Below are 25,235 nucleotides of genomic sequence, written 5' to 3'. Positions count from 1 at the left end.
CCTTTTCCTTCGCTTACTTCGCGTTTTCGTCCGGGAATTCAGCCATAAAGCTTTCTGCTTTCTCTACCATGGATTTTGTGCCGACAAAGTACGGCGAACGCTGGTGGAGTTTTTCAGGAATAATATCGAGGATACGGTTTTTGCCGTCACTCGCTTTACCGCCCGCTTGTTCTGCGAGGAAAGACATCGGGTTGCACTCATACAGCAGGCGCAGTTTACCGGTCGGATGGCTTGCTGTGCTCGGGTAGATGTAGATCCCGCCTTTGAGCAGGTTGCGGTGGAAGTCTGCAACCAGTGAGCCGATATAACGGGTGGTATAAGGGCGGTTTGTTGCCTCATCTTCATCCTGGCAGTATTTAATGTACTTTTTCACACCCTGCGGGAAGCGGATATAGTTCCCTTCATTGATGGAGTACATATTGCCTTTTTCCGGGAATTGCACGTCTGCCTGGCACAGACAGAACACGCCTAATGATGGATCATACGTAAAGGCGTGAACCCCGTTGCCGGTGGTGTAAACCAGCATGGTGGAAGACCCGTATACCACATAACCGGCTGCGACCTGGCGGTTGCCCGGTTGCAGGAAATCAGCTTCCGTTACCGGCTGACCCAGAGGGGTGATACGGTGATAGATAGAGAAAATAGTACCGACAGACACATTTACGTCAATGTTGGATGAACCATCAAGCGGATCCATCAGAACAACATATTTGGCATTCTCGGCACGTCCGCCTTCAAAAATGACAATGTCATCTTCTTCTTCGGAAGCAATACCGGCAACTTCACCACGGGCTTTTAGTGCCGCCTTCAGTTTCTCGTTAGCGTAGAGATCCAGTTTCATCTGGACTTCACCCTGCACATTAGAGATACCATTGGTACCAAGGATATCAACCAGCCCGGCTTTGTTGATATCACGATGAATAATTTTAGCACCTAACTTAATCGCAGAGAGGAGAGCAGTCAGTTCTCCGGTTGCGTGAGAAAAGTCCTGCTGTTTTTCGACGATAAATTCGCCTAATGTTTTCATGACGTGCGTCCTGAAGTGGGTGAAATAAAAGTATTACGAAAGCGGTTGCCCGGAAACGCGCGTGCAAGTTTAGCCAAAGAAAATCATAATTGATAGGCTAATCCGTTTCAGTTCTTTTGATAGATGGTTAGAATAGTGACCAACGTCATGCTATTGGATAAAAATAATGCATATTCATATTCTCGGTATCTGTGGCACCTTCATGGGCAGCCTCGCAATTCTTGCCCGTTCGCAGGGACATAAAGTGACCGGCGCTGATCAAAATGTCTATCCGCCGATGAGTAGTCTGCTGACAGAGCAGGGGATTGACCTGATCCAGGGCTATGACCCGGCGCAGCTTGAGCCCCGCCCGGACATTGTGGTGATCGGCAACGCCATGAAGCGCGGAAACCCGTGTGTGGAAGCCGTACTTAACCTGGGGATCCCATACACATCGGGACCACAGTGGCTGCATGATCACGTATTACCGGAGCGTTGGGTGCTCGCCGTGGCGGGAACGCATGGCAAAACGACTACCGCCGGTATGCTGGCGTGGATTCTGGAAGACTGCGGCTATCAGCCGGGCTTCCTGATAGGCGGCGTGCCCGGGAATTTTGATGTTTCTGCCACATTGGGTAACAGCCCGTTCTTTGTGATTGAAGCGGATGAATATGACTGTGCCTTTTTTGATAAGCGCTCGAAATTTGTGCATTACAGCCCGCGCACACTGCTGCTCAATAATCTTGAATTTGACCATGCGGATATTTTTGAAAATCTCGCGGCGATTGAAAAACAATTTCATCATCTGGTGCGTGTTGTTCCCGGTGACGGAAAAATTATTGCGCCGGCAAATGACTCAAATCTGAAACAGATGCTTGCTATGGGGTGCTGGAGTGAAGAAGAGTACACCGGCGAGGGCGCCCGCTGGCAGGCGGAAAAAGTGACGAATGACTGTGGTGAGTTTGATGTGCGCTATGATGGTGACATCAAAGGCCGTGTGAACTGGGGCCTGGTCGGTGAGCACAATATGCAGAATGCCCTGATGGCGGTTGCGGGAGCTCATCACGTCGGGGTTCCGGTGGAGGAAGCCTGCCGCGCACTGGGTAAATTTATCAATGCCCGCCGCCGTCTGGAGCTGCGTGGTGAAGTGAACGGCATCAGTGTCTATGATGACTTCGCTCATCACCCGACAGCCATACTCGCGACGTTACAGGCATTGCGCAGTAAGGTCGGTGGCACAGCCCGCATCCTGGTGGTGCTTGAGCCGCGTTCAAATACCATGAAAATGGGGATCAGCAAAGACGATATCGCCCCGGCGCTGGGACGCGCAGATGAAGTGTTTATTCTCCAGCCGGCAAATATTCCGTGGCTGGTGAGTGAAATTACGGCGAACTGTGTTCAGCCGGCATACTGGAGTGGTGATCTTGATGCGCTGACTGCGATGGTGGCAGAGCATGCTCAGCCGGGCGATCACATCCTGGTGATGAGTAACGGCAGCTTTGGCGGTATTCACGATAAGTTGCTGGCAAAACTGAAGTAATCAGATATTAATTATACTAAAAAACCGCGCGGCAGCATCAGCCCACCGTGCGGTTTTTTTATGCAAGCGGGTATTACAACTCTTGCTCAAACAGTGCCAGGATGGCCTCACAAAGCTGTTCTGTTGTGAAACCTTGTGCCGGTGTTGAGAAAATGGTGTCATCGCCGGCAATACTGCCGAGGATCCCTTCTGATTTTCCGATGGAATCCAGCAGGCGGGCAATCAGCTGTGCTGCACCCGGGCTGGTGCGGATGACCACGACAGAGTCGTTATAATCGATATCCAGCACCAGATTTTTTAACGGGCTGGTGGCTGTAGGAACGCCCAGTTCCGCCGGCAGGCAATAGACCATTTCCATTTTTGCATTACGGGTACGGACGGCGCCGAACTTCGTCAGCATTCTGGAAATCTTGGATTGGTTAATATTTTCAAAGCCCTCTTCCTGCAGGGCAGTGACAATCTCCCCCTGAGAGCTGAATTTTTCTTCTTTCAACAGCGCTTTAAACGCTTTGATTAAATCTTCTTGTTTAGAAGGTGCGCGCATAGTCATTCCTGAAAAATTGACAACAAACGCTATTATTATGCGTATAAATGCATTTTTATGCAAATCAAACCCGTATGCCTGAATATATAAAACAGCATCAATGATCAAAATTGGTGAGTGGCTCACGTAATTGGTTTTACTTTTTCGCCCGGATAGTTCATTCCCATAGGTAACAATAATGTTAATCAAATGATGTTGTTAGCAGTCACTCATTGATATATTAATGAGTCTGACCATTAGTGTGTTTAAAGTAAAATAATTGTCAGAATAGTGCCCCTTATCTCATTAACAGATAAGCGATTTGTTTAGAATGACATCACTATAGACAAACAGATTTAAATGCGTGAATATGCAATCAGTCTGTTAAAATATTGTATTTTCAGCCCTCATGCGCTGATTCGTGCCAGGCACTGAATCGGTGCTCACAGTCCCAAGTCAAGGAGTATCAGATGAAAGTTGCAGTTCTCGGAGCAGCAGGTGGTATTGGTCAGGCACTCGCCCTTCTTCTTAAAACCCAACTTCCTTCCGGCTCAGATCTTGCCTTATATGATATTGCGCCGGTCACTCCCGGAGTGGCGAAAGATCTCAGCCATATCCCGACAGATGTCCGTATCACCGGGTTCGCCGGTGAAGATCCGACGCCGGCATTAGAAGGTGCGGATATTGTCCTGATTTCTGCCGGTGTTGCCCGCAAACCGGGGATGGATCGTTCTGATCTGTTCAATATCAATGCGGGGATCGTCCGTAACCTGGTCGAAAAAGTAGCAAAAACCTGCCCGAAAGCATTGATTGGAATTATCACTAATCCGGTTAACACCACCGTGGCGATTGCAGCAGAAGTACTGAAAAAAGCCGGTGTGTATGACAAAAACCGTCTGTTTGGTGTAACCACGCTTGATATTATCCGTTCCAACACATTTGTGGCTGAACTGAAAGGGAAAAAACCACAGGAACTGGAAGTGCCGGTCATTGGCGGACACTCAGGTGTCACTATTCTGCCGCTGCTGTCACAAATTCCGGGTGTCAGCTTCAGTGATGCTGAGATTGACAGCCTGACCAAACGTATCCAGAACGCCGGTACAGAAGTGGTAGAAGCTAAAGCGGGTGGCGGGTCTGCAACACTTTCTATGGGCCAGGCAGCAACACGTTTCGGTTTATCTCTGGTGCGTGCAATGCAGGGTGAAAGCAATGTGGTAGAGTGCACCTATACCGAAGGTGACGGAAAATATGCCCGTTTCTTCGCTCAACCTGTGGTATTAGGGAAAAACGGCGTTGAGAAGCGCCTGGATATCGGTTCACTCAGTGCATACGAAGAAAAAGCCCTGAATGGCATGCTCGATGTTCTGAAAGCGGATATTGCACTAGGTGAGAAATTTATTAACAGTTAAATTAGCCGAATAGTTGTATTTGTTTTTTTGAATTGTAAATAAAACCGCTAATAACGATTAGCGGTTTTATTGTTTTATAACTATATATAAAAATTAATTAGTTATCTTCTCTCTTATTTTCCTATCTAATAATTCACCTGTGATAGAATTAAAATAACGGCTGGGCCATATCTCCGACGGATGGACTGCAAGAAAGTTTGCAATGATCCATTCACCTTTAGGCCAGGGGCGTGAAAGGGCGTTTGCAAGCGTTGAAGAGCTGAGTCCGGCTCCCCGTGACAGTGCGGCCAGGGTTGTCCCCTGTTTTTTCAGCGATGCGATAATATCAGCAGGGTGCCAGTCAGATTTACCGGAATCCATATATTGAGTCCTTTTTATTTTAGATTAATGTCGTGTTAGTGGTATAAATAACGGGTCGCTATCACATTAAAGGTGAACCAAATTCGTTATTAAGAAAATAAAATACCATTATTTTTCTAAATATTTTCTTAAATTTTTTCTTAAAAATATCTTTTTTGAACTCTGTTACAGAATTAAGAAACAGAATGAAAATGTGTAGGCAGCACAAAGGAAATGGCCGCGGTAAGCATATTTACTTACTTAACATAAGGAGCTTGTTGATGAAACGAAAGAGATTTTTACCTGTTATCGGGCATGATGCGTCAGAGAGGACACCGGGTCGGGTATCATTTTCTGATCTATTTTCATTACATGAATGATTAACCATGTTTAGGTTAAAAAATGCCGACTATTCATAAAAAGGTGATGTTTTATCCTTGCGTTTGTCAAATAATGTCGAATAATTTGGTGTTTATCCAGAAACTGTTAAAAAATTCAATGTAATTAACGCATTTGTCATTTTTGGGAAAGTACTTGGCGAGCCGACTACGTTTTAAAACTTAGAAAGCCAAATTTTTTTGCTGAAAATGGGTTGCAGGAGAAAAGATGAAAAAAGAATGGTATTCCGCGAAGGAATTGGTTGGTTTGGCGGGCTTGCCATCATCTCCTCAAGGTGTCAACCTGATGGCGAGACGGGAAGGCTGGCATCAGCGGCGTAAACGCGGCGTGCAGGGTAAAGCGGTTGAATACAGCCTGGATAGCCTGCCGGATGAAGTTCAGGCAATTTTGCATGCATGTGATAACAGCGCAAGTTACCAGGCGAAGCGACAGGATGCGTTTCTGATATGGGTGGAAGCGTATTATCAACTAACCCGCGAGGAGCGGGAGAAAATTGTAACATTTATCCTGCGGGAAGGACTGGCTCAGTTGATCCAGCATCTCAATGCACATGAGCTTCATCTTCCGGGGATCCGGGAGCAGGACGAAAAGCCGGAATAGTAAAACGGGATCCTTATCAGGATCCCGTTTGCTTATGGTCAGGCGGAGCGACGTACTGCGATATGTGCAAGGCCTGCCAGTGCGGCTTTATAAGGTGAATCCGGCAGTAAGGATAACGCAGCAATAGCTTTGTCAGCCTCTTCTTCAGCCCGGTTATAGGTATATGTCAGGGAGCCGCAGCGTTTCATTGTGGAGAGAACTGACTCCAGCAGATGACGCCCGTTACCCTGCTCAATGGCCTGACGGATGAGTGCAGACTCTTCCGGTGTGCCGTTATGCATGGCATGAAGCAGCGGAAGTGTGGGCTTGCCCTCATCCAGATCATCACCGGTATTTTTACCGAGAGTCGTATTATCTGCATCATAATCCAGCACATCATCAATCAGCTGAAATGCGGTGCCGAGATAGCGGCCGTAATTCTGAAGGGCAATTTCCTGTTCCGGTGTGGCACCGGCCAGGATCGCGGCAGATTGTGACGCGGCTTCAAACAAACGGGCCGTTTTACTGTAGATAACCTGCATGTAGTCCGCTTCGCTTATCTCCGGATTATTGCAGTTCATCAGTTGCAGCACTTCACCTTCCGCGATCACGTTTGTGGCTTCAGCCATCAGTTTCAGGACCCGCATGGAATCGAGATCCGTCATCATCTGAAACGATCGTGTATAGATAAAATCACCGACAAGTACACTTGCGGCGTTGCCGAACACTTCATTGGCAGTCTGTTTACCGCGGCGCATATCTGATTCATCCACCACATCATCATGAAGCAGTGTTGCAGTATGGATGAACTCGATCAATGCAGCGACCTGAATATGTTTGTCACCTGTGTATCCCAGAGCCCTGCCGGTCAGTACCGCGATCATCGGGCGGATCCTTTTCCCTCCGCCGCTGATAATGTAATAACCCAGCTGGTTGATAAGTGATACATCTGAGGTTAACTGTTTTTGAATCTTTTGATTGACTGCAGTCATATCATCAGCAGTCAGCGCGATTATTTGTTCTGAGTTCATGTTACTGGCTTTAACCTTGTTTTTGACATCCCGATCAAAGGTAATGGTTTATGATAGCAGTGTTTTTTGCTCTTCATGATTGTACTGTAAAAAAGTTTCAAATAAACGGCTATCTGCAAAGTGACGTTTTTTTTACTATTAGATCGGTTTCAGCTCTTGTCATTAGCAGCGTTTTTGCGTAAAATCCGCGCCCTATGTGAATAATTTTATAGTGCACTCTCAGAATCAAATTTATGGGGTGTGCGGAAAGCGGAGTTTATATGTACGCGGTTTTCCAAAGTGGTGGTAAACAACACCGGGTCAGCGAAGGTCAAATCGTTCGCTTGGAAAAGCTGGACATCGCAACAGGTGAAACTGTTGAGTTTGACCAGGTTCTGATGATTGCAAATGGTGAAGACATCAAGATCGGCGCTCCAGTCGTTGAAGGTGTTACAATCAAAGCTGAAGTGGTTACACACGGTCGTGGCGATAAAATTAAAATCGTTAAATTCCGTCGTCGTAAACACAGCCGGAAACAGCAGGGCCACCGTCAGTGGTTCACTGATGTTAAAATCACCGGTATCGCTTAAGAATTAGGAGAGCAGATCAATGGCACACAAAAAGGCTGGCGGCTCGACTCGAAACGGTCGCGATTCCGAAGCAAAACGTCTGGGTGTAAAACGTTTCGGTGGTGAAGCTATCTTAGCAGGCAGCATCATCGTTCGTCAGCGTGGTACTAAGTTCCACGCCGGCATTAACGTAGGTTGCGGTCGCGACCACACTCTGTTCGCATTAGCTGACGGAAAAGTAAAATTCGAAGTTAAAGGCCCGAAAAACCGTAAATATATCAGCATCGAAGCTGCTGAATAAGTTTTTCACGTCTTAACCGAGTCCGAAGCCCTGCAAACCCTTTTGCAGGGCTTTTTATATGCGTAAAACGTCATCCCTGGGCATACGGACCCGATAGTCCGGACACGGCAACGTTACGGAGAAAAATAATGAAATTTGTAGATGAAGCGAAGATCCTGGTTGTGGCAGGAGATGGCGGCAACGGTTGCGTCAGCTTCCGCCGTGAAAAATATATTCCGAGAGGCGGGCCTGATGGCGGAGATGGCGGCGATGGTGGTGATGTTTACCTCGAGGCCGATGAAAATCTCAATACCCTGATTGATTACCGTTTCGAAAGTTCGTTCCGTGCAGAACGGGGACAAAACGGACAAAGCCGTGACTGTACCGGCAGACGTAGCAGCGATGTCACGGTTCACGTTCCTGTAGGTACCCGTATCCGCGATACGGCGACCAATGAGGTATTGGGCGACATGTTGCTGCACGGACAGCGCCTGATGGTTGCTAAAGGCGGATATCATGGCCTGGGCAATGCCCGCTTTAAATCCTCCGTCAACCGCGCCCCACGTCAGCGCACCATGGGAACGCCGGGTGAAGCCCGCGAACTGATGATGGAACTGATGTTGCTGGCCGATGTCGGTATGCTGGGTATGCCGAATGCCGGTAAATCCACGTTTATCCGCTCTGTCTCTGCGGCGAAACCAAAAGTAGCTGATTATCCGTTTACTACCCTGGTACCAAGCCTGGGTGTGGTACGGATGGATAACTCACAGAGCTTTGTGGTTGCCGATATTCCGGGGCTGATTGAAGGTGCATCCGACGGTGCAGGTCTCGGGATCCGCTTCCTGAAGCATCTGGAGCGCTGCGGCGTTCTTTTACACCTCATTGATATTTTCCCGGTTGATGAAAGTGATCCGGTTGAAAATGCGAAGATCATTGTGGGTGAGCTGGAAAAATACAGCGGAAAACTGGCAGAAAAACCACGTTGGTTAGTCTTCAACAAAATTGATCTTGTCGATCCGGAAGAAGCGAAAGCGCGCGCTCAGGCGATTGCTGATGCCTTGGGCTGGGAAGATAAGTTCTATATGATCTCTGCCGTGAATCACGAGGGTGTGAAAGCACTGTGCTGGGATCTGATGGAATTCCTGAATACGCATGCGCGTGAAGCCGCTGAAGCCGCCGTTGTTGACGATGCAAAAGTTGATTTCATGTGGGATGATTACCACAAAGAGCAGCTTGAGCAGGCAGACGATTTGACTGATGACCTGGACGATGACGACTGGGATGAAGATGATGAAGAAGGTGTTGAATTCATCTACCAGAAATAGTGTCCTGAGTGATAAGAAGCCCGGTGCTGATGCCCCGGGTTTTTTTATGTCCGGATAAAACCATTGGCAACGTATTTTTACTTATATCCTTGTTGCAGGTTCGCCGGCTGCATCCTGAATGACGGCGGGTATATAATAATCAGAAAAGTGAGGATGTTTTAATTTCCTAAAAGGCGAATTTTCAGCATGCTACTTCACATGATAAAACCGGTATAATTCGTTTATTGAAAATAGCATCTGCCGATATTTTATACATAAAGTCACGTAATTACGGATAATGATTATCCTCTGACAGTTAATTATTCAGAGATTAATTTATTTTTATATATTGATTTCGCATTAAACCATTACTTGATTTAATCATATAATTAAAGTTTATTTTTTATATCGTTTAAACATACTATTAATATAATTACTGTTATCAGGCATCCGGTTATATTAATAAATATATTATTATACCCTTATTCATTCAAACTGCAGGTGTGTTGGCGGAACGCGGCCAGCCGCCTTCCTGCATCTTGAATGACGTTGGGTATATAGTGATTTGTCAATGAGTTGCATTGATAAATCAACTACGTATAACGTTCCGTCTTTTCTGCTTTTCAGTACATTATCTGCAGAGTGATATGCACAACACGATAAGTTACGATTCAATCGTATCAGTATTAAGTCTCCCTGATAATAGAAGGAGACTTATTATATGCAGGCCGGGATTAATAGTTACGGTAGAGATCTTTATATAAATGACCTTCAAACCGGACCAGTGGTACACGACGACTGCGCTGCTGAGCAGGCGGAACGGCATAAGCAGAGATAAATTGCACGAATGCGATACGCTGCCCGCTGGCGGTAGTCAGGAACCCGGCCAGATTATAAACCCCCTGTAAGGAGCCTGTTTTGGCAGAAAGTTTGCCGTTTACCCCTGCTTCTGTCAGACCGCCCCGGTATTGCAGCGTTCCGTCATAACCTGACAGCGGAAGCATTTTGATAAATTGCAGCTGATCATCATGTTTGGCGATAAATTGCAGCGCATCCATCATAGTTGCCGGTGTTATCAGGTTATGGCGCGATAATCCGGAGCCATCAACCATTACTGTATTGCCCATATCGATCCCGGCTTTCTCTTTCAGGATATGGCGTACAGCCTCCTGACCTGAGCGCCAGGTACCCGGCACACCATAATAACTGCGGCCGATTGTCCGGAAAACTTCGTCGGCAATCATGTTATCGGATTTTTTCAGCATTTTTGTCAGCAGGTCATGCAGCGGCACAGATTGTGCCTGTGCCAGCACAGTACCCGGTTGATCCGGGTGCGTCTGACGGCGGACGTTGCCGTTTAGTGTGATCCCCGCCTGTATCAGCTCATTTTTTACTATTGCCCCGGCATAGCTTGCGCCGTTTTGTACACCAAAGGCCAGCGGCAGAGGCTCACTGCGCTGATTCATACAGCCGGTGACGGTATAGCGGTTCAGTTCGCCCGGCACGACATCCAGCTCACAAAAACGGGCCTCAGCAGAGCCGCGCTCCAGCGTTTTCACTTCACTGAACATGGTGACAGGATAGTAACTTGCTGTGCGGATAGTCGCGATATCGCCGGGATTTGCGCCGGGATAGAGTGTGACTGAAAAGCAGTTGCGGTCAATAATTGCCGCGCCAGGCGGGGCGCTGAAGCATTGTGTCAGGTCATTCCACACCCAGCCCGGCGCTTTATCGTGGCTGGCGTACGCGGAGATATCAATCACCAGATCGCCCTGAATAGCCTGTACACCTGCTTTACGCAGCTCATTGGCCATATTGCGGATCTGCTGGCGGGTCAGTGTCGGGTCCCCGGTAAAACGGGCGATTAAATCCCCTTGTAATGTATTGCCGTTCAGCTGTCCTTTGGTTTCCAGAGTCGTAATAAAACGAAAGTCCGGCCCCAGTTGCAGAAGGGCAGCAAGGGCGGTTACCACTTTTTGGGTGCTGGCAGGCATTGCCATTTGCTGGCCCTGATACTCAACAATAGGTTGTGAATCACCTACCCGCTGCGCGATCAGGGCCAGGTTTGTACCCGCCGGCAGATATTGGGTATATTGTTCAACCGGGGTGGCCGGCGCGTTACCGGCAAGTAATACAGACAATCCCATCGCATAAGCGGTCCGGGTAAAAAAGTTCATTGAGCGACCTATCCATCACAATCCGGGTTGAGAAGCCGTTATACTAAAGCCCCGGGCCGGTAAAAGTAAACGATGACCGACACAGCACACCGGGATAGAATGCCGGGTAAGGATTTCAGTACAGCCCGCGCAGATAACGCGTTACAGTGCTGATGATGTCCGTATTATGATGACAGTATCAGCGCAAATTTACACGGTTTTACTTAATAGTAGTGTGCCACACATGGCGCATAAGGTACTGTTATCGTTTAATCAGGATGATATGAATATTACTTAGGAATGATTCAGAGGTAGAGAATGAAACAAGTCCCTATGACGGTCCGCGGCGCAGACCAACTGCGTGAAGAATTAGAATTTCTGAAAAATGAGCGCCGTCCGAAAATTATCGCCGATATCGCGGAAGCCCGCGCACACGGTGATCTGAAAGAAAATGCAGAATACCATGCTGCCCGTGAACAACAGGGTTTTTGTGAAGGCCGCATTCAGGAGATTGAAGGAAAACTCTCCAACGTGCAGGTGATCGATGTCACAAAAATTACTAATAACGGCCGGATTATTTTTGGTGCCACAGTCACTGTACTGAATGTCACCACGGATGAAGAACTGACTTACCGTATCGTGGGTGATGATGAAGCGGATATCAAATCGAATCTGCTCTCAGTCAACTCACCGATTGCCCGCGGGCTGATTGGTAAAGAAGTCGATGATGCTGTCGTTATTCAGACGCCGGGCGGTGAAGTTGAGTTTGAAGTTCTTAATGTGGAATATCTGTAAGTCTTGTTGTTCAGCATGCCGGATGACGGTTGCAGGAGCGATATTTCATAATATGGATATTTCATGCAAAAAAGACACTCAGGTGCTTTTTTACTGAACTTTACATTTCAGAAAACGTAAAAAGGAATGCCACCAACAAGATGATAAAATCAGAAATCTTCTGTTGGTGGCATTTTTTTATAAATATGCAATTATCATTTAGGTAGAATGATCTTCCGTGCTTCTGACGGACGATACAGTACCAGGATCTTACCGATAATTTGCACATTGTACGCACGGGTCTCGCGCACAATCGCATCAGCGATCAATGCTTTCATTTCGCGGTCTTCGCCCGCGATTTTAACTTTGATAAGCTCATGATGCGTAAGAGCGACTTCAGTTTCTGCGAGAACGCCTTCAGTAAGTCCGTTGTTGCCAATCATGACAACCGGGTTTAAATGATGCGCGAGCGCTTTCAGGTGCTGGACTTGCTTTTTAGTGAGGTTCATTGTTTTTTTTACTTAATAACTATTGAAAACGGTGTATTCTACCGCCATATCATGCTTATCACCATCATTAGGTGAGAGGTATTATCCGCGGTAATCGCACTTTACGTATCGTTAAGCGAAAAAACTGAGTCAGAAATAACAGGTTAGTCGGAAATCACAATGGCCAATAAAAAACGTTCAGCAAGCTCCAGTCGCTGGTTGCAGGAACACTTTAGTGATAAATATGTCCTGCAGGCGCAAAAAAAGGGGCTTCGCTCTCGTGCCTGGTTTAAGCTCGAAGAGATTCAGCAGGGCGACAATATTTTTAAACCGGGTATGACTATTGTGGATCTGGGTGCCGCTCCCGGCGGTTGGTCACAATATGCTGTAAATCACATAGGTCAGTCCGGGCGGGTAATTGCCTGTGACCTGTTACCGATGGATCCAATCGTCGGTGTTGATTTCCTTCAGGGAGATTTTCGTGATGAAAACGTGCTCAATGCTTTACTGGGGCGCGTTGGTGACAAAAAAGTCCAGGTTGTGATGTCAGATATGGCACCAAATATGAGCGGAACACCTGCAGTTGATATTCCGCGCGCGATGTATCTGGTTGAGCTGGCGCTTGATATGTGCCGGTCTGCTCTGGCACCGGGGGGGTGTCTTATTATCAAAGTCTTTCAGGGAGATGGCTTTGATCAATACCTCCGGGATGTTCGTTCCCTGTTCACCAAAGTGAAAGTCCGTAAACCCGATGCTTCGCGGGCCCGATCCCGTGAAGTATACATTGTAGCGACAGGGTGGAAAGTGTAGTACCCTGTGCTTTATTTGTTAACACAGATGTAAAAAGAGGTTAATCCCTTGAGTGACATGGCGAAAAACCTAATTCTCTGGCTGGTCATCGCAGTTGTACTGATGTCTCTGTTTCAGAGTTTTGGCCCAGGCGATTCAAACAGTCGTAAGGTGGACTACTCTACCTTTATCACTGAGTTAGCACAGGATCAGGTGCGCGAAGTTCGTATTTCCAATCGTGATCTTAACGTCTCTAAAAAAGACGGCTCAAAATACACCACATACTTGCCGATGCAGGATAACCAACTGCTGAACACCATGCTGAACAAAAATGTCAGCGTAGTGGGCGAACCACCTGAAGAACCGGGGATTCTGACCACAATCTTCATTTCGTGGTTCCCGATGCTGCTGTTAATTGGTGTCTGGATTTTCTTCATGCGCCAGATGCAGGGCGGTGGCGGAAAAGGTGCGATGTCCTTCGGTAAAAGCAAGGCGCGCATGCTGACAGAAGATCAGGTGAAAACCACTTTTGCAGATGTGGCAGGTTGTGATGAAGCCAAAGAGGAAGTGGGCGAGCTGGTGGAATACCTGCGCGAACCAAGCCGCTTCCAGAAACTCGGTGGTAAAATTCCGACAGGGATCCTGATGGTGGGACCTCCGGGTACCGGTAAAACGCTGCTGGCAAAAGCTATCGCCGGCGAAGCGAAAGTACCGTTCTTTACTATTTCCGGCTCTGATTTCGTTGAAATGTTTGTGGGCGTGGGTGCATCCCGTGTCCGTGACATGTTTGAACAGGCGAAAAAAACCGCACCTTGTATCATCTTTATCGATGAAATAGATGCGGTCGGTCGTCAGCGCGGAGCAGGTCTGGGCGGAGGTCACGATGAACGTGAACAGACTCTGAACCAGATGCTGGTAGAGATGGATGGTTTTGAAGGTAACGAAGGTATTATCGTTATTGCCGCAACCAACCGTCCTGATGTGCTTGACCCTGCATTACTGCGTCCGGGCCGTTTTGACCGTCAGGTCGTGGTCGGTCTGCCGGATGTACGCGGGCGTGAGCAGATCCTGAAAGTTCACATGCGTCGTGTTCCGTTATCGCCGGATGTTGAGCCGTCAGTACTGGCACGTGGTACACCGGGCTTCTCAGGTGCGGATCTTGCCAACCTGGTGAACGAGGCGGCATTGTTTGCGGCACGCGGTAACAAGCGTGTGGTGACGATGAACGAATTCGAAAAAGCCAAAGATAAAATTATGATGGGTGCTGAACGTCGCTCCATGGTGATGACTGAAGAGCAAAAAGCCTCTACTGCTTACCATGAAGCCGGACACGCCATCATTGGTCGCCTGGTTCCGGAGCATGATCCTGTCCATAAAGTGACGATTATTCCGCGCGGACGTGCGCTGGGTGTGACATTCTTCTTACCGGAAGGTGATCAGATCAGTGCCAGCCGTCAGAAACTCGAAAGTCAGATTTCGACTCTGTACGGTGGTCGTCTGGCTGAAGAAATCATTTACGGGCCGGAACATGTCTCAACAGGCGCATCAAATGATATCAAAGTGGCAACTAACATTGCCCGCAGCATGGTGACACAGTGGGGCTTCTCAGAAAAACTGGGACCATTACTGTATGCGGATGAAGAAGGTGAAGTGTTCTTAGGCCGCTCTATGTCGAAAGCACAGCACATGTCTGATGAAACCGCCCGGACCATCGATGAGGAAATCCGTGAGTTAGTCGAGCGCAACTATAAACGCGCCCGCCAGATCCTGATGGATAACTTAGATGTTCTGCACACCATGAAAGATGCATTAATGAAGTATGAAACCATTGATGCACCACAGATTGATGACCTGATGAACCGCGTACCAGTGCGTGAGCCTGCCGGTTGGGAAGGTGATAAGCCGAAAGCGGATACCCGTCCGCCGGAAAGCAGCAACCAGGTGCCGGTTCAGGAAAATACCGGTTCTGATGATGCGGATGCACAATCGCCTGAAAACGATAAGCAGCCTTAATCATCACTATGGTTGTATCAACGGTATAAATTTTTATAACAAAAACCCGGCGGGAACATCAGCCGGGTTTTTTTATGTCTTTATCCCGCCGGGGTCAGGCATTACAATCAGTTCACGTATTGATTAAAAATAGTAAGAAGGCCGGATTATGAAACTTACCGCACGCGGTCAGACACTCTCCCTGGCAACGCCGCAAGTAATGGGGATACTTAATGTAACCCCGGATTCGTTCTCTGACGGCGGCACACATAACACCCCTGTACAAGCACTCGCACATGCCCGGCGGATGATCCTGGAAGGTGCTGTAATTATTGATATCGGTGGTGAATCAACCCGTCCCGGGGCGGCGGAAGTCAGCCCTGAGCAGGAAGCAGAACGCGTAATACCTGTTGTTGAAGCAATTGCCCGTGAATCAGATGTCTGGATCTCGGTCGATACCTCGAAAGCACTGGTTATCCGTGAAGCCGCGAAAGCCGGTGCGCATATTATCAATGATATCCGCTCATTAACGGAGCCGGGAGCCCTTCAGGCCGCCGCCATAAGTGGTTTGCCTGTTTGTGTCATGCACATGCAGGGCGAGCCGCGTACAATGCAGCAGGCGCCGCATTACCAAAATGTGGTACATGATGTTTATGCGTACCTTGAAGCGCAGGTAGCACGCTGTATGGCTGCCGGTATTGAAAAAAATCACATAATTCTCGATCCGGGCTTCGGTTTTGGTAAATCTTTAGCGCATAATTACCAGCTGTTAGATAAATTAGACGAATTTCATAAACTGGGATTACCGGTTCTTGCCGGAATGTCACGTAAATCAATGATTGGTCAGCTGATGGATCTTCCCCCTGATGAACGGGTTGCCGGCAGTGTGGCTTGTGCGGTGATTGCCGCAATGAAAGGGGCACAAATCATTCGTGTCCATGATGTAAAAGAGACTGTTCAGGCCATGAAAGTGGTGGAAGCAACCCGTTTAGCAAAGGAAAAAAACGACAATGAGTGATCGCAAATACTTTGGTACTGATGGTATCCGCGGAAAAGTGGGCGACAGCCCGATTACCCCTGACTTTGTGCTTAAGCTGGGCTGGGCTGCCGGGAAAGTGCTGGCACGTCATGGTTCGCGGAAAATTATTATCGGCAAAGATACCCGTATTTCCGGTTATATGCTGGAATCCGCCCTTGAAGCCGGACTGGCTGCAGCCGGATTATCCGCCTCATTCACCGGCCCTATGCCGACACCGGCGGTTGCTTATCTGACCCGTACTTTCCGTGCAGAAGCCGGTATTGTTATCTCTGCATCTCATAATCCGTTTTATGACAATGGTATTAAATTTTTCTCGATCGACGGTACAAAATTACCTGATCACGTGGAAGAAGCCATTGAAGCTGAAATGGAAAAACCGCTGACCTGTGTGGAATCCGCTGAATTAGGCCGTGCAAACCGCATCGTGGATGCAGCCGGGCGCTATATCGAATTTTGTAAAGGTACTTTCCCGAACGAACAGAGCCTGAACGGGCTGAAAATGGTGATCGACTGCGCGCACGGTGCAACGTATCACATTGCGCCGAATGTTCTGCGCGAGCTGGGTGCAGAGGTTATTGCTATCGGCTGTGATCCTAACGGGATCAATATTAACGAAGAGTGTGGCGCGACGGATGTCCGTCAGTTGCAGGAACGCGTTATCGCAGAAGGTGCGAGTGTCGGACTGGCGTTTGACGGTGACGGTGACCGCCTGATCATGGTCGACCACCTCGGTGAAAAAGTGGATGGCGACCAGATCCTTTATATTATCGCGCGTGAAGCGTTACGTCAGGGGCAGCTGCGCGGTGGTGCGGTAGGTACACTGATGAGTAATATGGGTCTGGAACTGGCACTGAAACAGCTGGGTATTCCGTTTGAACGCGCGAAAGTCGGTGACCGCTATGTGCTGGAAAAATTACAGGAAAAAGGTTGGCGTTTAGGTGCGGAAAACTCCGGACATATTATTTTGCTGGATAAAACCACAACCGGAGACGGTATTGTGGCGGGCCTGCAGGTACTCAGCGCGATGGTGCGTAATAATATGAGCCTGCATGACCTGTGCAGCGGCATGAAACTGCTGCCGCAGATCCTTATCAATGTCCGCTTTACCGGGCAACACGACCCGCTATCCTCTGACGAGGTTATCCGCGTGACGCAGGAGGTTGAAAAAGAACTGAATGGCAAAGGTCGCGTGTTGTTACGTAAATCCGGTACAGAGCCACTGATCCGCGTTATGGTGGAAGGTGAGGATGAAGCTCAGGTTACTGCAATGGCGAATCGTATCGCCGATGCGGTAAAGCGGGTGTAGTTACCTTACATTATTTATCCTTATCTTATTTATAATGTGATAAACCCGTAATTATTATCAGGGGTGTGAATGGTTTTGCCGGAAAAAATTATTGAGATTTTGTGCCGGCTCTGTCAGAATCCGCCCCTTGTTGTTGTTTTTTTCCGCAACTGATGCGGCAGGCTGAAAATAGACTTGCGTGTCAGCGTTTGTTTGGTTAGTATTCTGACCCGCTCAGCAAGGTAATTCATTTTATCTGTGAGTGTGCAGATTAATACCGAATCAGTCGGTATACCGTACGAGGAACAGGTACATATTATGTATTATACAATACTCTTAGTCGTTTTCTTACTTGTTGCGATTGCCTTAGTCGGCATGGTATTAATGCAGCAGGGTAAAGGTGCGGACATGGGTGCTTCGTTCGGTGCAGGCGCTTCTGCAACTCTGTTTGGTTCTTCGGGTTCAGGTAACTTCATGACCCGTACCACCGGCATTTTAGGAACACTGTTTTTTGTGCTGAGTTTAGTTCTGGGCAACATGACCAGCAACAAAGTCGGAACAGGCAGCAAGTTTGATAATCTCGCTGTGCCGGCGCAGACAGAACAGAAAACGGATGTACCCGTAGCACCAGCAGCACCTAACAGCGATATTCCACGCTGATTGTTGCAGGACCGGAAAGTAGTAACGTTTTAAAAACGGGATTGATATGACACCATCAGTCAGTTCCGTCAGAGTAATCAGTGCCGAGGTGGTGAAATTGGTATACACGCTACCTTGAGGTGGTAGTGCCTACAAAACAGGCGTACGGGTTCAAGTCCCGTCCTCGGCACCATTTTTGTTTGAAGCTTGCGTTTTGCAGGTGATCGGCGTAGAATTTTTCACGTTTCGAACGCGGGATGGAGCAGTCTGGTAGCTCGTCGGGCTCATAACCCGAAGGTCGTCGGTTCAAATCCGGCTCCCGCAACCACTTCTTAAAAACGAATCGTTTTTTCCTAGGTTGATTAAATCAACAACTCTTTGAAGTTATCCCCTGATTTGGAAAAGCGATTAAGAAGTGAGAAGTATACAGGGTCCAGTTGTTGCTTAAAGCCCCGAAATTTCGGGGTTTTTTGTTATAAAACAACAGAACTACTGGGCGTTATGCCCTTTTTTTATGTCCTGGGGGTGGTCTTGTCCACATTAGAGCAGAAATTAACAGAGATGGTCACAGCACCTGTCGAAGCACTCGGTTTTGAGCTTGTCGGCCTGGAATTTATTCGTGGTCGTGTCTCAACACTGCGTATTTATATTGATAGTGATGAGGGTATCACTGTTGATAATTGCGCGGACGTCAGCCATCAGGTCAGTGCCGTTCTTGATGTTGAAGATCCTATTACCGTCGTTTATAACCTTGAAGTGTCGTCTCCGGGTATGGAGCGTCCGTTATTTACGGCAGAGCATTATCAGCGGTTCACAGGTGAAGAAGCTAGTCTGACTTTACGTATCGCTATGCAGAACCGTCGCAGATGGCAGGGTATTATTAAAGCTGTTGACGGCGAAATGATCACGGTTACAGTGGATGGCAAAGACGAAGTGTTCGCACTTGGCAACATCCAGAAAGCTAACCTGGTACCCCACTTTTAATATAAAGTTCAAAAGAGGCAACTAGGATGAATAAAGAAATTCTGGCTGTTGTTGAGGCAGTTTCTAACGAAAAATCGCTTCCTCGTGAGAAAATTTTTGAAGCCCTGGAAACTGCACTGGCAACCGCCACTAAGAAAAAATACGAGCAGGAAATTGAAGTTCGTGTTTGTATTGACCGTAAAACCGGCGATTTCGACACTTTTCGTCGCTGGGTAGCGGTCGATGAAGTCACGCAGCCAACCCGTGAAATCACACTGGAAGCGGCTGAATACGATACGCCGGGCATCCAGCTGGGTGACTACATCGAAGATCAGATTGAATCTGTTACCTTTGACCGTATCACTACTCAGACAGCCAAACAGGTTATCGTTCAGAAAGTCCGTGAAGCAGAGCGTGCAATGGTCGTTGACCAATTCCGCGAGCATCAGGGCGAAATCATCACCGGTGTGGTGAAAAAAGTAAACCGTGAAAACATTACACTGGATTTAGGCAGTAATGCGGAAGCGGTTATCATACGCGAAGACATGTTACCACGTGAAAACTTCCGCCCGGGTGACCGTATCCGTGGTGTCCTGTATGATGTCCGTCCGGAAGCCCGTGGCGCGCAATTATTTGTGACCCGCTCCCGTCCGGAAATGTTGGTCGAATTATTTAAAATCGAAGTACCGGAAATCGGTGAAGAGATTATTGAAATTAAAGCGGCTGCCCGCGACCCTGGTTCCCGTGCTAAAATTGCGGTAAAAACCAACGACAAACGTATTGACCCTGTAGGGGCGTGTGTCGGAATGCGTGGTGCCCGTGTACAAGCCGTTTCCAGTGAACTGGGCGGGGAGCGGATTGATATCGTATTGTGGGATGACAATCCGGCACAATTCGTGATTAATGCAATGGCTCCGGCAGATGTTGCATCTATTGTGGTTGATGAAGATAACTGCACAATGGACGTTGCTGTGGAAAGCAGTAACCTTGCACAAGCCATTGGTCGTAACGGCCAGAATGTGCGTCTCGCCGCACAACTGCTGAAAAAACATCGCGATAATGACAAGTGGGAACTCAATGTCATGACCGCCGATGAACTGAACGCGAAACATCAGGCGGAAGCACATGCTTCCATTGAAACTTTTGTTAAGCATCTCGACATCGATGAAGATTTCGCCACCATATTAGTGGAAGAAGGTTTTTCCACACTGGAAGAACTGGTCTATGTGCCGGTCAGCGAACTGCTGGAAATCGACGGCCTCGATGAGGAAACAGTTGACGCCCTGCGTGAACGTGCAAAAGCCGTTTTAACAACGCTCGAACTGGCACAGAAAGAGAGCCAGTCAGGTGCAATACCGGCGGATGATTTGTTAAATCTTGAAGGCATGGACCGCACACTGGCATTTAGTTTGGCTTCTCGTGGTATTTGTACTCTTGAAGACCTTGCCGAACAGGGTATCGACGACCTGACTGATATTGAAGAACTGAGTGATGAGAAAGCAGGTGTTCTCATTATGGCAGCACGTAATATCTGTTGGTTTGGCGACGATGCATCTTAATTTGTAGCGGGAAGGAGCAGCATGACAGAATCAGTAAAAACACTGGCAGATGAAATTCAGACTTCAGTAGAGCGCCTGGTACAGCAATTTGCTGATGCAGGCATTGAAAAAACTGCGTCGGATAACGTCTCTCAGCAAGAAAAAGAGGCCCTGCTGGCCCATCTGAACCGTGAACAAGGCGGTGCAAGTCAGTCGGGTAAATTAACACTTCAGCGCAAAACACGCAGTACGTTGAGTGTTCCGGTAACCGGTGGTAAGAGTAAATCGGTTAATATTGAAGTCCGCAAAAAACGCACTTATGTCAACAGCGATACCGTAGAACAGGCGAAAGCCGCGGAAGAGCAGGCGCAGCGTGAAGCGGAAGAGCAGGCAAGACGCGAAGCTGAAGAACAGGCCCGTCGTGAAGCTGAAGAAAAAGCCAAACAGGACGCGAAAGCGAAACGTGACGCTGAAGAAAAGGCAAAACGCGAAGTGGCAGCAGCGCAGGCAACTGATAAAGCAGCAGATACGGCTAAGCGTGAAGTAGCGGAAAAGAATAACGTGAAAGAAAATAAAACGAAATCAGCACCGGCTGATACACGGGAACACAGCGAGAAAGTACGTCGCGAAGCTGAGGCCGCTGAGTTAAAGCGTAAAGCCGAAGAAGAAATGCAACGTAAACTGGAAGCTGAAGTAAAACGTACAGCAGAAGAAACCCGTCTTCTGGCAGAACAAAACGCAGAGAAATGGTCTGCAACTCCTGGTGACGAAACCGAGAGCGCTGACTATCACACCACCACTTCCGCTCACGCCCGTGAAGCTGAAGATGAAAGTGATGCGAAAGTTGAAGGTGAAAACCGCGCCCGTACCCGTCCGGCTAAAAATGTCCGCCAGAAGAAAAATAACCGTCATTCCGAGAAAGCCGATCGCGAAGAAGCCCGTGCGCAACAGCCACGCGGTAAGAAACAGCGTAAAGGCAGCTCACTGCAGCAGAGCTTTACCAAGCCGGTTGCAGCTGTTACCCGTGATGTGGTTATCGGCGAAACCATTTCTGTCGGCGAATTAGCCAACAAAATGGCAGTAAAAGGTTCCCAGGTTATTAAAACCATGATGAAGATGGGCGCCATGGCGACTATCAATCAGGTAATTGACCAGGAAACTGCACAGCTGGTTGCTGAGGAAATGGGTCACAAAGTTATCCTGCGTCGTGAAAACGAACTGGAAGAGGCGATTCTGAGCGACCGTGATATGGGCGGCGCATCTGCTGAGTCCCGTGCACCGGTTGTGACTATCATGGGTCACGTTGACCATGGTAAAACCTCATTACTGGACTATATCCGTTCAACGAAAGTAGCGTCCGGCGAAGCGGGTGGTATCACCCAGCATATCGGTGCTTATCACGTTAAAACGGATAAAGGCGCGATTACATTCCTGGATACTCCGGGACACGCCGCGTTTACCTCAATGCGTGCACGTGGTGCACAGGCAACGGATATCGTTGTTCTGGTTGTTGCGGCAGACGATGGCGTAATGCCGCAAACCGTCGAAGCTATCCAGCATGCGAAAGCCGCTGGTGTGCCGGTTGTGGTTGCCGTGAACAAAATTGATAAACCTGATTCAGACCCTGAACGCGTAAGAAGTGAGCTGTCTCAGTACGGCATCCTTTCTGAAGAATGGGGTGGTGAAAACCAGTTCATCAGTGTTTCTGCGAAGCAGGGACTGGGTATTGATGACCTGCTCGATGCGATTCTGCTCCAGGCTGAAGTTCTGGAACTGAAAGCGGTTCGTACAGGTATGGCCAGCGGTGTGGTTATCGAATCTTACCTCGACAAAGGTCGTGGTCCGGTTGCGACCATTCTGGTTCAGAGCGGCACCCTGAATAAGGGCGATATCGTACTGTGTGGCTTTGAATATGGCCGTATTCGTGCGATGCGCAACGAACTGGGTCAGGATGTGACTGAAGCAGGTCCTTCTATGCCGGTCGAGATTCTGGGTCTGTCCAGCGTACCGTCAGCCGGTGATGAAGCAACGGTTGTCCGTGATGAGAAGAAAGCCCGTGAAGTGGCGCTCTATCGTCAGGGTAAATTCCGTGACGTGAAACTGGCTCGCCAGCAGAAATCTAAACTGGAAAACATGTTTGCGAACATGGAAAGCGGTAAAGTTTCTGAACTGAACATCGTACTGAAAACTGACGTTCAGGGTACATGTGAAGCGATTACTGACTCACTGATGAAATTGTCTACTGACGAAGTCAAAGTGAAAATTATCGGTTCCGGCGTAGGTGGTATCACCGAAACTGACGCAACACTTGCTGCGGCATCTAACGCAATTATCCTTGGCTTCAACGTCCGTGCTGATGCATCTGCACGCCGCGTAATTGAAAGCGAAAGTGTTGATCTGCGTTATTACTCTGTAATCTATAGCCTGATTGATGAAATCAAACAGGCGATGAGCGGGATGCTGGAACCTGAGTACAGACAAGAAATTATGGGTCTGGCAGAAGTCCGTGATGTCTTCCGTTCACCTAAATTCGGCGCAATCGCCGGTTGTATGGTGACAGAGGGTAACATCAAGCGTAATAACCCAATCCGTGTTCTGCGTGACAACGTGGTTATCTATGAAGGCGAGCTGGAATCTCTGCGCCGCTTCAAAGATGACGTTGCCGAAGTCCGTAACGGGATGGAATGTGGTATCGGTGTGAAGAACTACAATGATGTTCGCCCGGGCGACATGATTGAAGTCTTCCAGGTGATTGAAGTCAAACGGACTATCTAATCGCCTGACGGTATTACAATACATGATATATCAGGGGGCTTATTGCCCCCTTACTTTTCAGGAGATGAAACTATGGCAAGAGAATTCAGCCGGTCTCAGCGCGTTTCACAGGAAATTCAGAAAGAAATTGCGATTATCCTGCAACGCGAAATTAAAGATCCCCGTGTGGGCATGGCAACAGTATCCGGTGTTGATTTATCCCGTGATATGGCTTATGCCACTGTATTTGTTACTTTTCTGAATTTTATAGGTGAAGATCATAATTCAGAACAGGTCAAATTGGGTATCAGAGTCTTAAATGATATTTCCGGTTATATCCGCTCTTTGCTCGGGAAAGAGATGCGTTTACGCATTATCCCGGAGCTTAAATTTGAATATGACAGTTCCCTTGTCGAAGGGATGCGTATGTCCAATCTCGTTTCTGATGTGATTAAACATGACGAAGACCGACGCAAATCTGCGGACGACAAAGAGGATAACTGATGGCGCGCCGTCGTCGTGGCCGTGAAATCAACGGCATCTTCCTGCTGGATAAACCGCAGGATATTTCATCAAATGATGCGCTGCAAAAAGTCCGCCGCCTTTTTAATGCCAGCAAAGCCGGGCATACCGGGGCGCTGGATCCGCTGGCGACCGGGATGTTACCGATCTGTCTGGGCGAAGCGACTAAATTTTCTCAGTTTCTGCTCGATTCGGATAAGCGTTACCGTGTGATCGCCCGTTTAGGGCAGCGTACAGACACCTCAGATGCGCATGGTGAAGTGATAAGCGAACGCCCGCTGACTTTCACACAGGAACAGCTTGATGTTGCTCTGGATACATTCAGAGGCGATACCTTACAGGTGCCGTCCATGTATTCGGCGCTCAAACATCAGGGACGCCCGCTGTATGAGTATGCCCGTAAGGGGATAACCATTGAGCGCGAAGCCCGCCCGATCACGGTATATGAATTGTTGTTCATCCGCCGGGAAGAGAATGAACTGGAGCTGGAAATCCATTGTTCGAAAGGCACATATATCCGCACGATCATTGATGATCTCGGTGAAATGCTCGGCTGTGGTGCGCATGTTATTTTCCTGCGCCGTTTACAGGTGGCAACGTATCCGGCAGAACGGATGGTTACCCTGGAGCAGTTACAGGCACTGCGCAGCAATGCTGATGAAACAGAAACCCCGCTTGAAATGGCGTTAGATCCGCTTTTGCTGCCGATGGATACCGCAGTGTCACATTTTCCGCAGGTTAATCTGACGGATGTGACGGCGGCTTATTTTAAGCAGGGACAGCCGGTACGGGCTCAGCATGAGCTTGCGGCACAGACATTAACGCGCGTAACGCAAGGTGATGATGCCTGCTTTATCGGTCTTGCTGTCATCAGTGATGAAGGATTGGTTGCACCGCGCCGTCTGGTGGTTGAACACACGCCGGAACAGGCAGAATAAGCACCGGACGCATCTTGCGTTCGGGTGCGTTGCGGCGTAGAATAGTGCGGCAATTTCCTTGAGATGCTGAATTAGAGATCGGCACTCATTTTGTTTATCAATCAATGTATATTGGAGTTTTTTATGTCTCTAAGCACTGAAGCAACAGCGAAAATTATCGCTGATTTTGGTCGTACTGAAAACGACACCGGTTCAAGCGAAGTTCAGATCGCGCTGCTGACTGCACAGATTAACCATCTGCAAGGTCACTTCACAGAGCACAAAAAAGATCACCACAGCCGTCGTGGTCTGCTGCGTATGGTTGCTCAGCGTCGTAAACTGCTGACCTACCTGAAGCGTAAAGATTTAGCCAGCTACACCTCGATTCTTCAGCGTCTTGGTCTGCGTCGCTAATTCGACA

The 25,235-nt window shown here is 48.3% G+C and carries 24 protein-coding genes and 2 tRNA genes; 20 read left to right on the top strand and 6 right to left on the bottom strand.

The annotated features are described in order from the left end of the window. Window positions 1-13 precede the first annotated feature (13 nt). Window positions 14-1,027 carry a class 1 fructose-bisphosphatase gene (fbp, locus tag AYY17_RS06635; protein ID WP_067422378.1) on the bottom strand — a complete coding sequence of 338 codons (1,014 nt, stop codon included), beginning with the start codon at window positions 1,025-1,027 and terminating at the stop codon, window positions 14-16. A gap of 166 nt (window positions 1,028-1,193) precedes the next feature. Here fbp and mpl point away from each other — a divergent pair, with 166 nt between their 5' ends. Next, window positions 1,194-2,546: a UDP-N-acetylmuramate:L-alanyl-gamma-D-glutamyl-meso-diaminopimelate ligase gene (mpl, locus tag AYY17_RS06630; protein ID WP_067422376.1), complete on the top strand. Its 1,353-nt coding sequence runs from the start codon at window positions 1,194-1,196 to the stop codon at window positions 2,544-2,546. Window positions 2,547-2,619: 73 nt separating this feature from the next. Here mpl and argR read toward each other — a convergent pair whose 3' ends face one another. Then, window positions 2,620-3,090: a transcriptional regulator ArgR gene (gene argR, locus AYY17_RS06625; RefSeq protein WP_067367210.1), complete on the bottom strand. Its 471-nt coding sequence runs from the start codon at window positions 3,088-3,090 to the stop codon at window positions 2,620-2,622. Window positions 3,091-3,539: 449 nt separating this feature from the next. Here argR and mdh point away from each other — a divergent pair, with 449 nt between their 5' ends. After that, window positions 3,540-4,478 (top strand): malate dehydrogenase, encoded by a 939-nt coding sequence (mdh, locus tag AYY17_RS06620; RefSeq protein ID WP_067422374.1) that lies wholly within the window; start codon window positions 3,540-3,542, stop codon window positions 4,476-4,478. A gap of 93 nt (window positions 4,479-4,571) precedes the next feature. Here the strand turns inward: mdh and AYY17_RS06615 are convergent, their stop codons facing one another. Continuing rightward, window positions 4,572-4,838, bottom strand: coding sequence for a helix-turn-helix domain-containing protein (locus tag AYY17_RS06615; RefSeq protein WP_067406966.1), 267 nt, complete (start codon window positions 4,836-4,838; stop codon window positions 4,572-4,574). Window positions 4,839-5,423: 585 nt separating this feature from the next. On the opposite strand from AYY17_RS06615, the gene AYY17_RS06610 reads away from it, so the two are divergent. Beyond that, a complete protein-coding gene (locus AYY17_RS06610; protein WP_067422372.1) occupies window positions 5,424-5,816 on the top strand; it encodes a DNA-binding protein in 393 nt (130 codons plus the stop codon). 38 nt (window positions 5,817-5,854) lie between these two features. Here the strand turns inward: AYY17_RS06610 and ispB are convergent, their stop codons facing one another. Beyond that, window positions 5,855-6,826, bottom strand: a complete 972-nt coding sequence (gene ispB, locus AYY17_RS06605; protein ID WP_067406962.1) for an octaprenyl diphosphate synthase — start codon at window positions 6,824-6,826, stop codon at window positions 5,855-5,857. Window positions 6,827-7,086: 260 nt separating this feature from the next. On the opposite strand from ispB, the gene rplU reads away from it, so the two are divergent. From rplU to cgtA, 3 genes are all read left to right on the top strand, one after another. Next, window positions 7,087-7,395 (top strand): 50S ribosomal protein L21, encoded by a 309-nt coding sequence (rplU, locus tag AYY17_RS06600; protein WP_067366017.1) that lies wholly within the window; start codon window positions 7,087-7,089, stop codon window positions 7,393-7,395. 19 nt (window positions 7,396-7,414) lie between these two features. Then, window positions 7,415-7,675, top strand: coding sequence for a 50S ribosomal protein L27 (gene rpmA / locus AYY17_RS06595; protein ID WP_067406960.1), 261 nt, complete (start codon window positions 7,415-7,417; stop codon window positions 7,673-7,675). Window positions 7,676-7,803: 128 nt separating this feature from the next. Then, a complete protein-coding gene (gene cgtA, locus AYY17_RS06590; protein WP_067422370.1) occupies window positions 7,804-8,979 on the top strand; it encodes an Obg family GTPase CgtA in 1,176 nt (391 codons plus the stop codon). Between the two features lie 713 nt (window positions 8,980-9,692). Here cgtA and dacB read toward each other — a convergent pair. Then, window positions 9,693-11,135 (bottom strand): serine-type D-Ala-D-Ala carboxypeptidase, encoded by a 1,443-nt coding sequence (dacB, locus tag AYY17_RS06585; protein ID WP_067422368.1) that lies wholly within the window; start codon window positions 11,133-11,135, stop codon window positions 9,693-9,695. Between the two features lie 297 nt (window positions 11,136-11,432). On the opposite strand from dacB, the gene greA reads away from it, so the two are divergent. Next, a complete protein-coding gene (gene greA, locus AYY17_RS06580) occupies window positions 11,433-11,909 on the top strand; it encodes a transcription elongation factor GreA (protein WP_067406954.1) in 477 nt (158 codons plus the stop codon). 194 nt (window positions 11,910-12,103) lie between these two features. Here greA and yhbY read toward each other — a convergent pair whose 3' ends face one another. Next, window positions 12,104-12,397 carry a ribosome assembly RNA-binding protein YhbY gene (gene yhbY, locus AYY17_RS06575; RefSeq protein ID WP_067366029.1) on the bottom strand — a complete coding sequence of 98 codons (294 nt, stop codon included), beginning with the start codon at window positions 12,395-12,397 and terminating at the stop codon, window positions 12,104-12,106. Window positions 12,398-12,556: 159 nt separating this feature from the next. Here yhbY and rlmE point away from each other — a divergent pair, with 159 nt between their 5' ends. From rlmE to rpsO, 13 genes are all read left to right on the top strand, one after another. Next, complete coding sequence (gene rlmE / locus AYY17_RS06570) at window positions 12,557-13,186, top strand: 23S rRNA (uridine(2552)-2'-O)-methyltransferase RlmE (RefSeq protein ID WP_067406950.1); 630 nt, start codon at window positions 12,557-12,559, stop codon at window positions 13,184-13,186. Between the two features lie 48 nt (window positions 13,187-13,234). Continuing rightward, window positions 13,235-15,178, top strand: a complete 1,944-nt coding sequence (gene ftsH / locus AYY17_RS06565; protein WP_067422366.1) for an ATP-dependent zinc metalloprotease FtsH — start codon at window positions 13,235-13,237, stop codon at window positions 15,176-15,178. 148 nt (window positions 15,179-15,326) lie between these two features. Then, on the top strand, window positions 15,327-16,175 hold the full coding sequence (gene folP, locus AYY17_RS06560; RefSeq protein ID WP_067422364.1) for a dihydropteroate synthase: 849 nt from the start codon (window positions 15,327-15,329) through the stop codon (window positions 16,173-16,175). Next, window positions 16,168-17,502 carry a phosphoglucosamine mutase gene (gene glmM, locus AYY17_RS06555; protein ID WP_067422362.1) on the top strand — a complete coding sequence of 445 codons (1,335 nt, stop codon included), beginning with the start codon at window positions 16,168-16,170 and terminating at the stop codon, window positions 17,500-17,502. The genes folP and glmM overlap by 8 nt, the downstream gene beginning before the upstream one ends. Before the next feature lie 297 nt (window positions 17,503-17,799). Continuing rightward, entirely contained in the window at window positions 17,800-18,141 is a 342-nt protein-coding gene (gene secG, locus AYY17_RS06550) for a preprotein translocase subunit SecG (protein ID WP_067422417.1), read from the top strand. An 82-nt stretch (window positions 18,142-18,223) separates the two neighbouring features. Beyond that, window positions 18,224-18,313 (top strand) — tRNA-Leu (locus AYY17_RS06545). A 58-nt stretch (window positions 18,314-18,371) separates the two neighbouring features. Next, a tRNA-Met gene (locus AYY17_RS06540) sits at window positions 18,372-18,448 on the top strand. A 203-nt stretch (window positions 18,449-18,651) separates the two neighbouring features. Next, window positions 18,652-19,104, top strand: coding sequence for a ribosome maturation factor RimP (gene rimP, locus AYY17_RS06535; RefSeq protein WP_067422415.1), 453 nt, complete (start codon window positions 18,652-18,654; stop codon window positions 19,102-19,104). Window positions 19,105-19,130: 26 nt separating this feature from the next. Then, entirely contained in the window at window positions 19,131-20,642 is a 1,512-nt protein-coding gene (nusA, locus tag AYY17_RS06530; RefSeq protein ID WP_067422360.1) for a transcription termination factor NusA, read from the top strand. 21 nt (window positions 20,643-20,663) lie between these two features. Next, complete coding sequence (gene infB / locus AYY17_RS06525) at window positions 20,664-23,396, top strand: translation initiation factor IF-2 (protein ID WP_067422358.1); 2,733 nt, start codon at window positions 20,664-20,666, stop codon at window positions 23,394-23,396. A 72-nt stretch (window positions 23,397-23,468) separates the two neighbouring features. Further along, window positions 23,469-23,879: a 30S ribosome-binding factor RbfA gene (gene rbfA, locus AYY17_RS06520; protein WP_067406932.1), complete on the top strand. Its 411-nt coding sequence runs from the start codon at window positions 23,469-23,471 to the stop codon at window positions 23,877-23,879. Next, on the top strand, window positions 23,879-24,835 hold the full coding sequence (gene truB / locus AYY17_RS06515) for a tRNA pseudouridine(55) synthase TruB (protein WP_067422356.1): 957 nt from the start codon (window positions 23,879-23,881) through the stop codon (window positions 24,833-24,835). Before rbfA ends, truB begins: the two co-directional genes overlap by 1 nt. A 123-nt stretch (window positions 24,836-24,958) precedes the next feature. Then, complete coding sequence (gene rpsO / locus AYY17_RS06510; protein WP_067422354.1) at window positions 24,959-25,228, top strand: 30S ribosomal protein S15; 270 nt, start codon at window positions 24,959-24,961, stop codon at window positions 25,226-25,228. The last annotated feature ends 7 nt before the right edge of the window (window positions 25,229-25,235 follow it).

The organism is Morganella psychrotolerans (assembly GCF_001676055.1).
Classification (GTDB): Bacteria; Pseudomonadota; Gammaproteobacteria; order Enterobacterales; family Enterobacteriaceae; genus Morganella; species Morganella psychrotolerans_B.
This window is presented reverse-complemented; position numbering and strand designations above follow the sequence as displayed.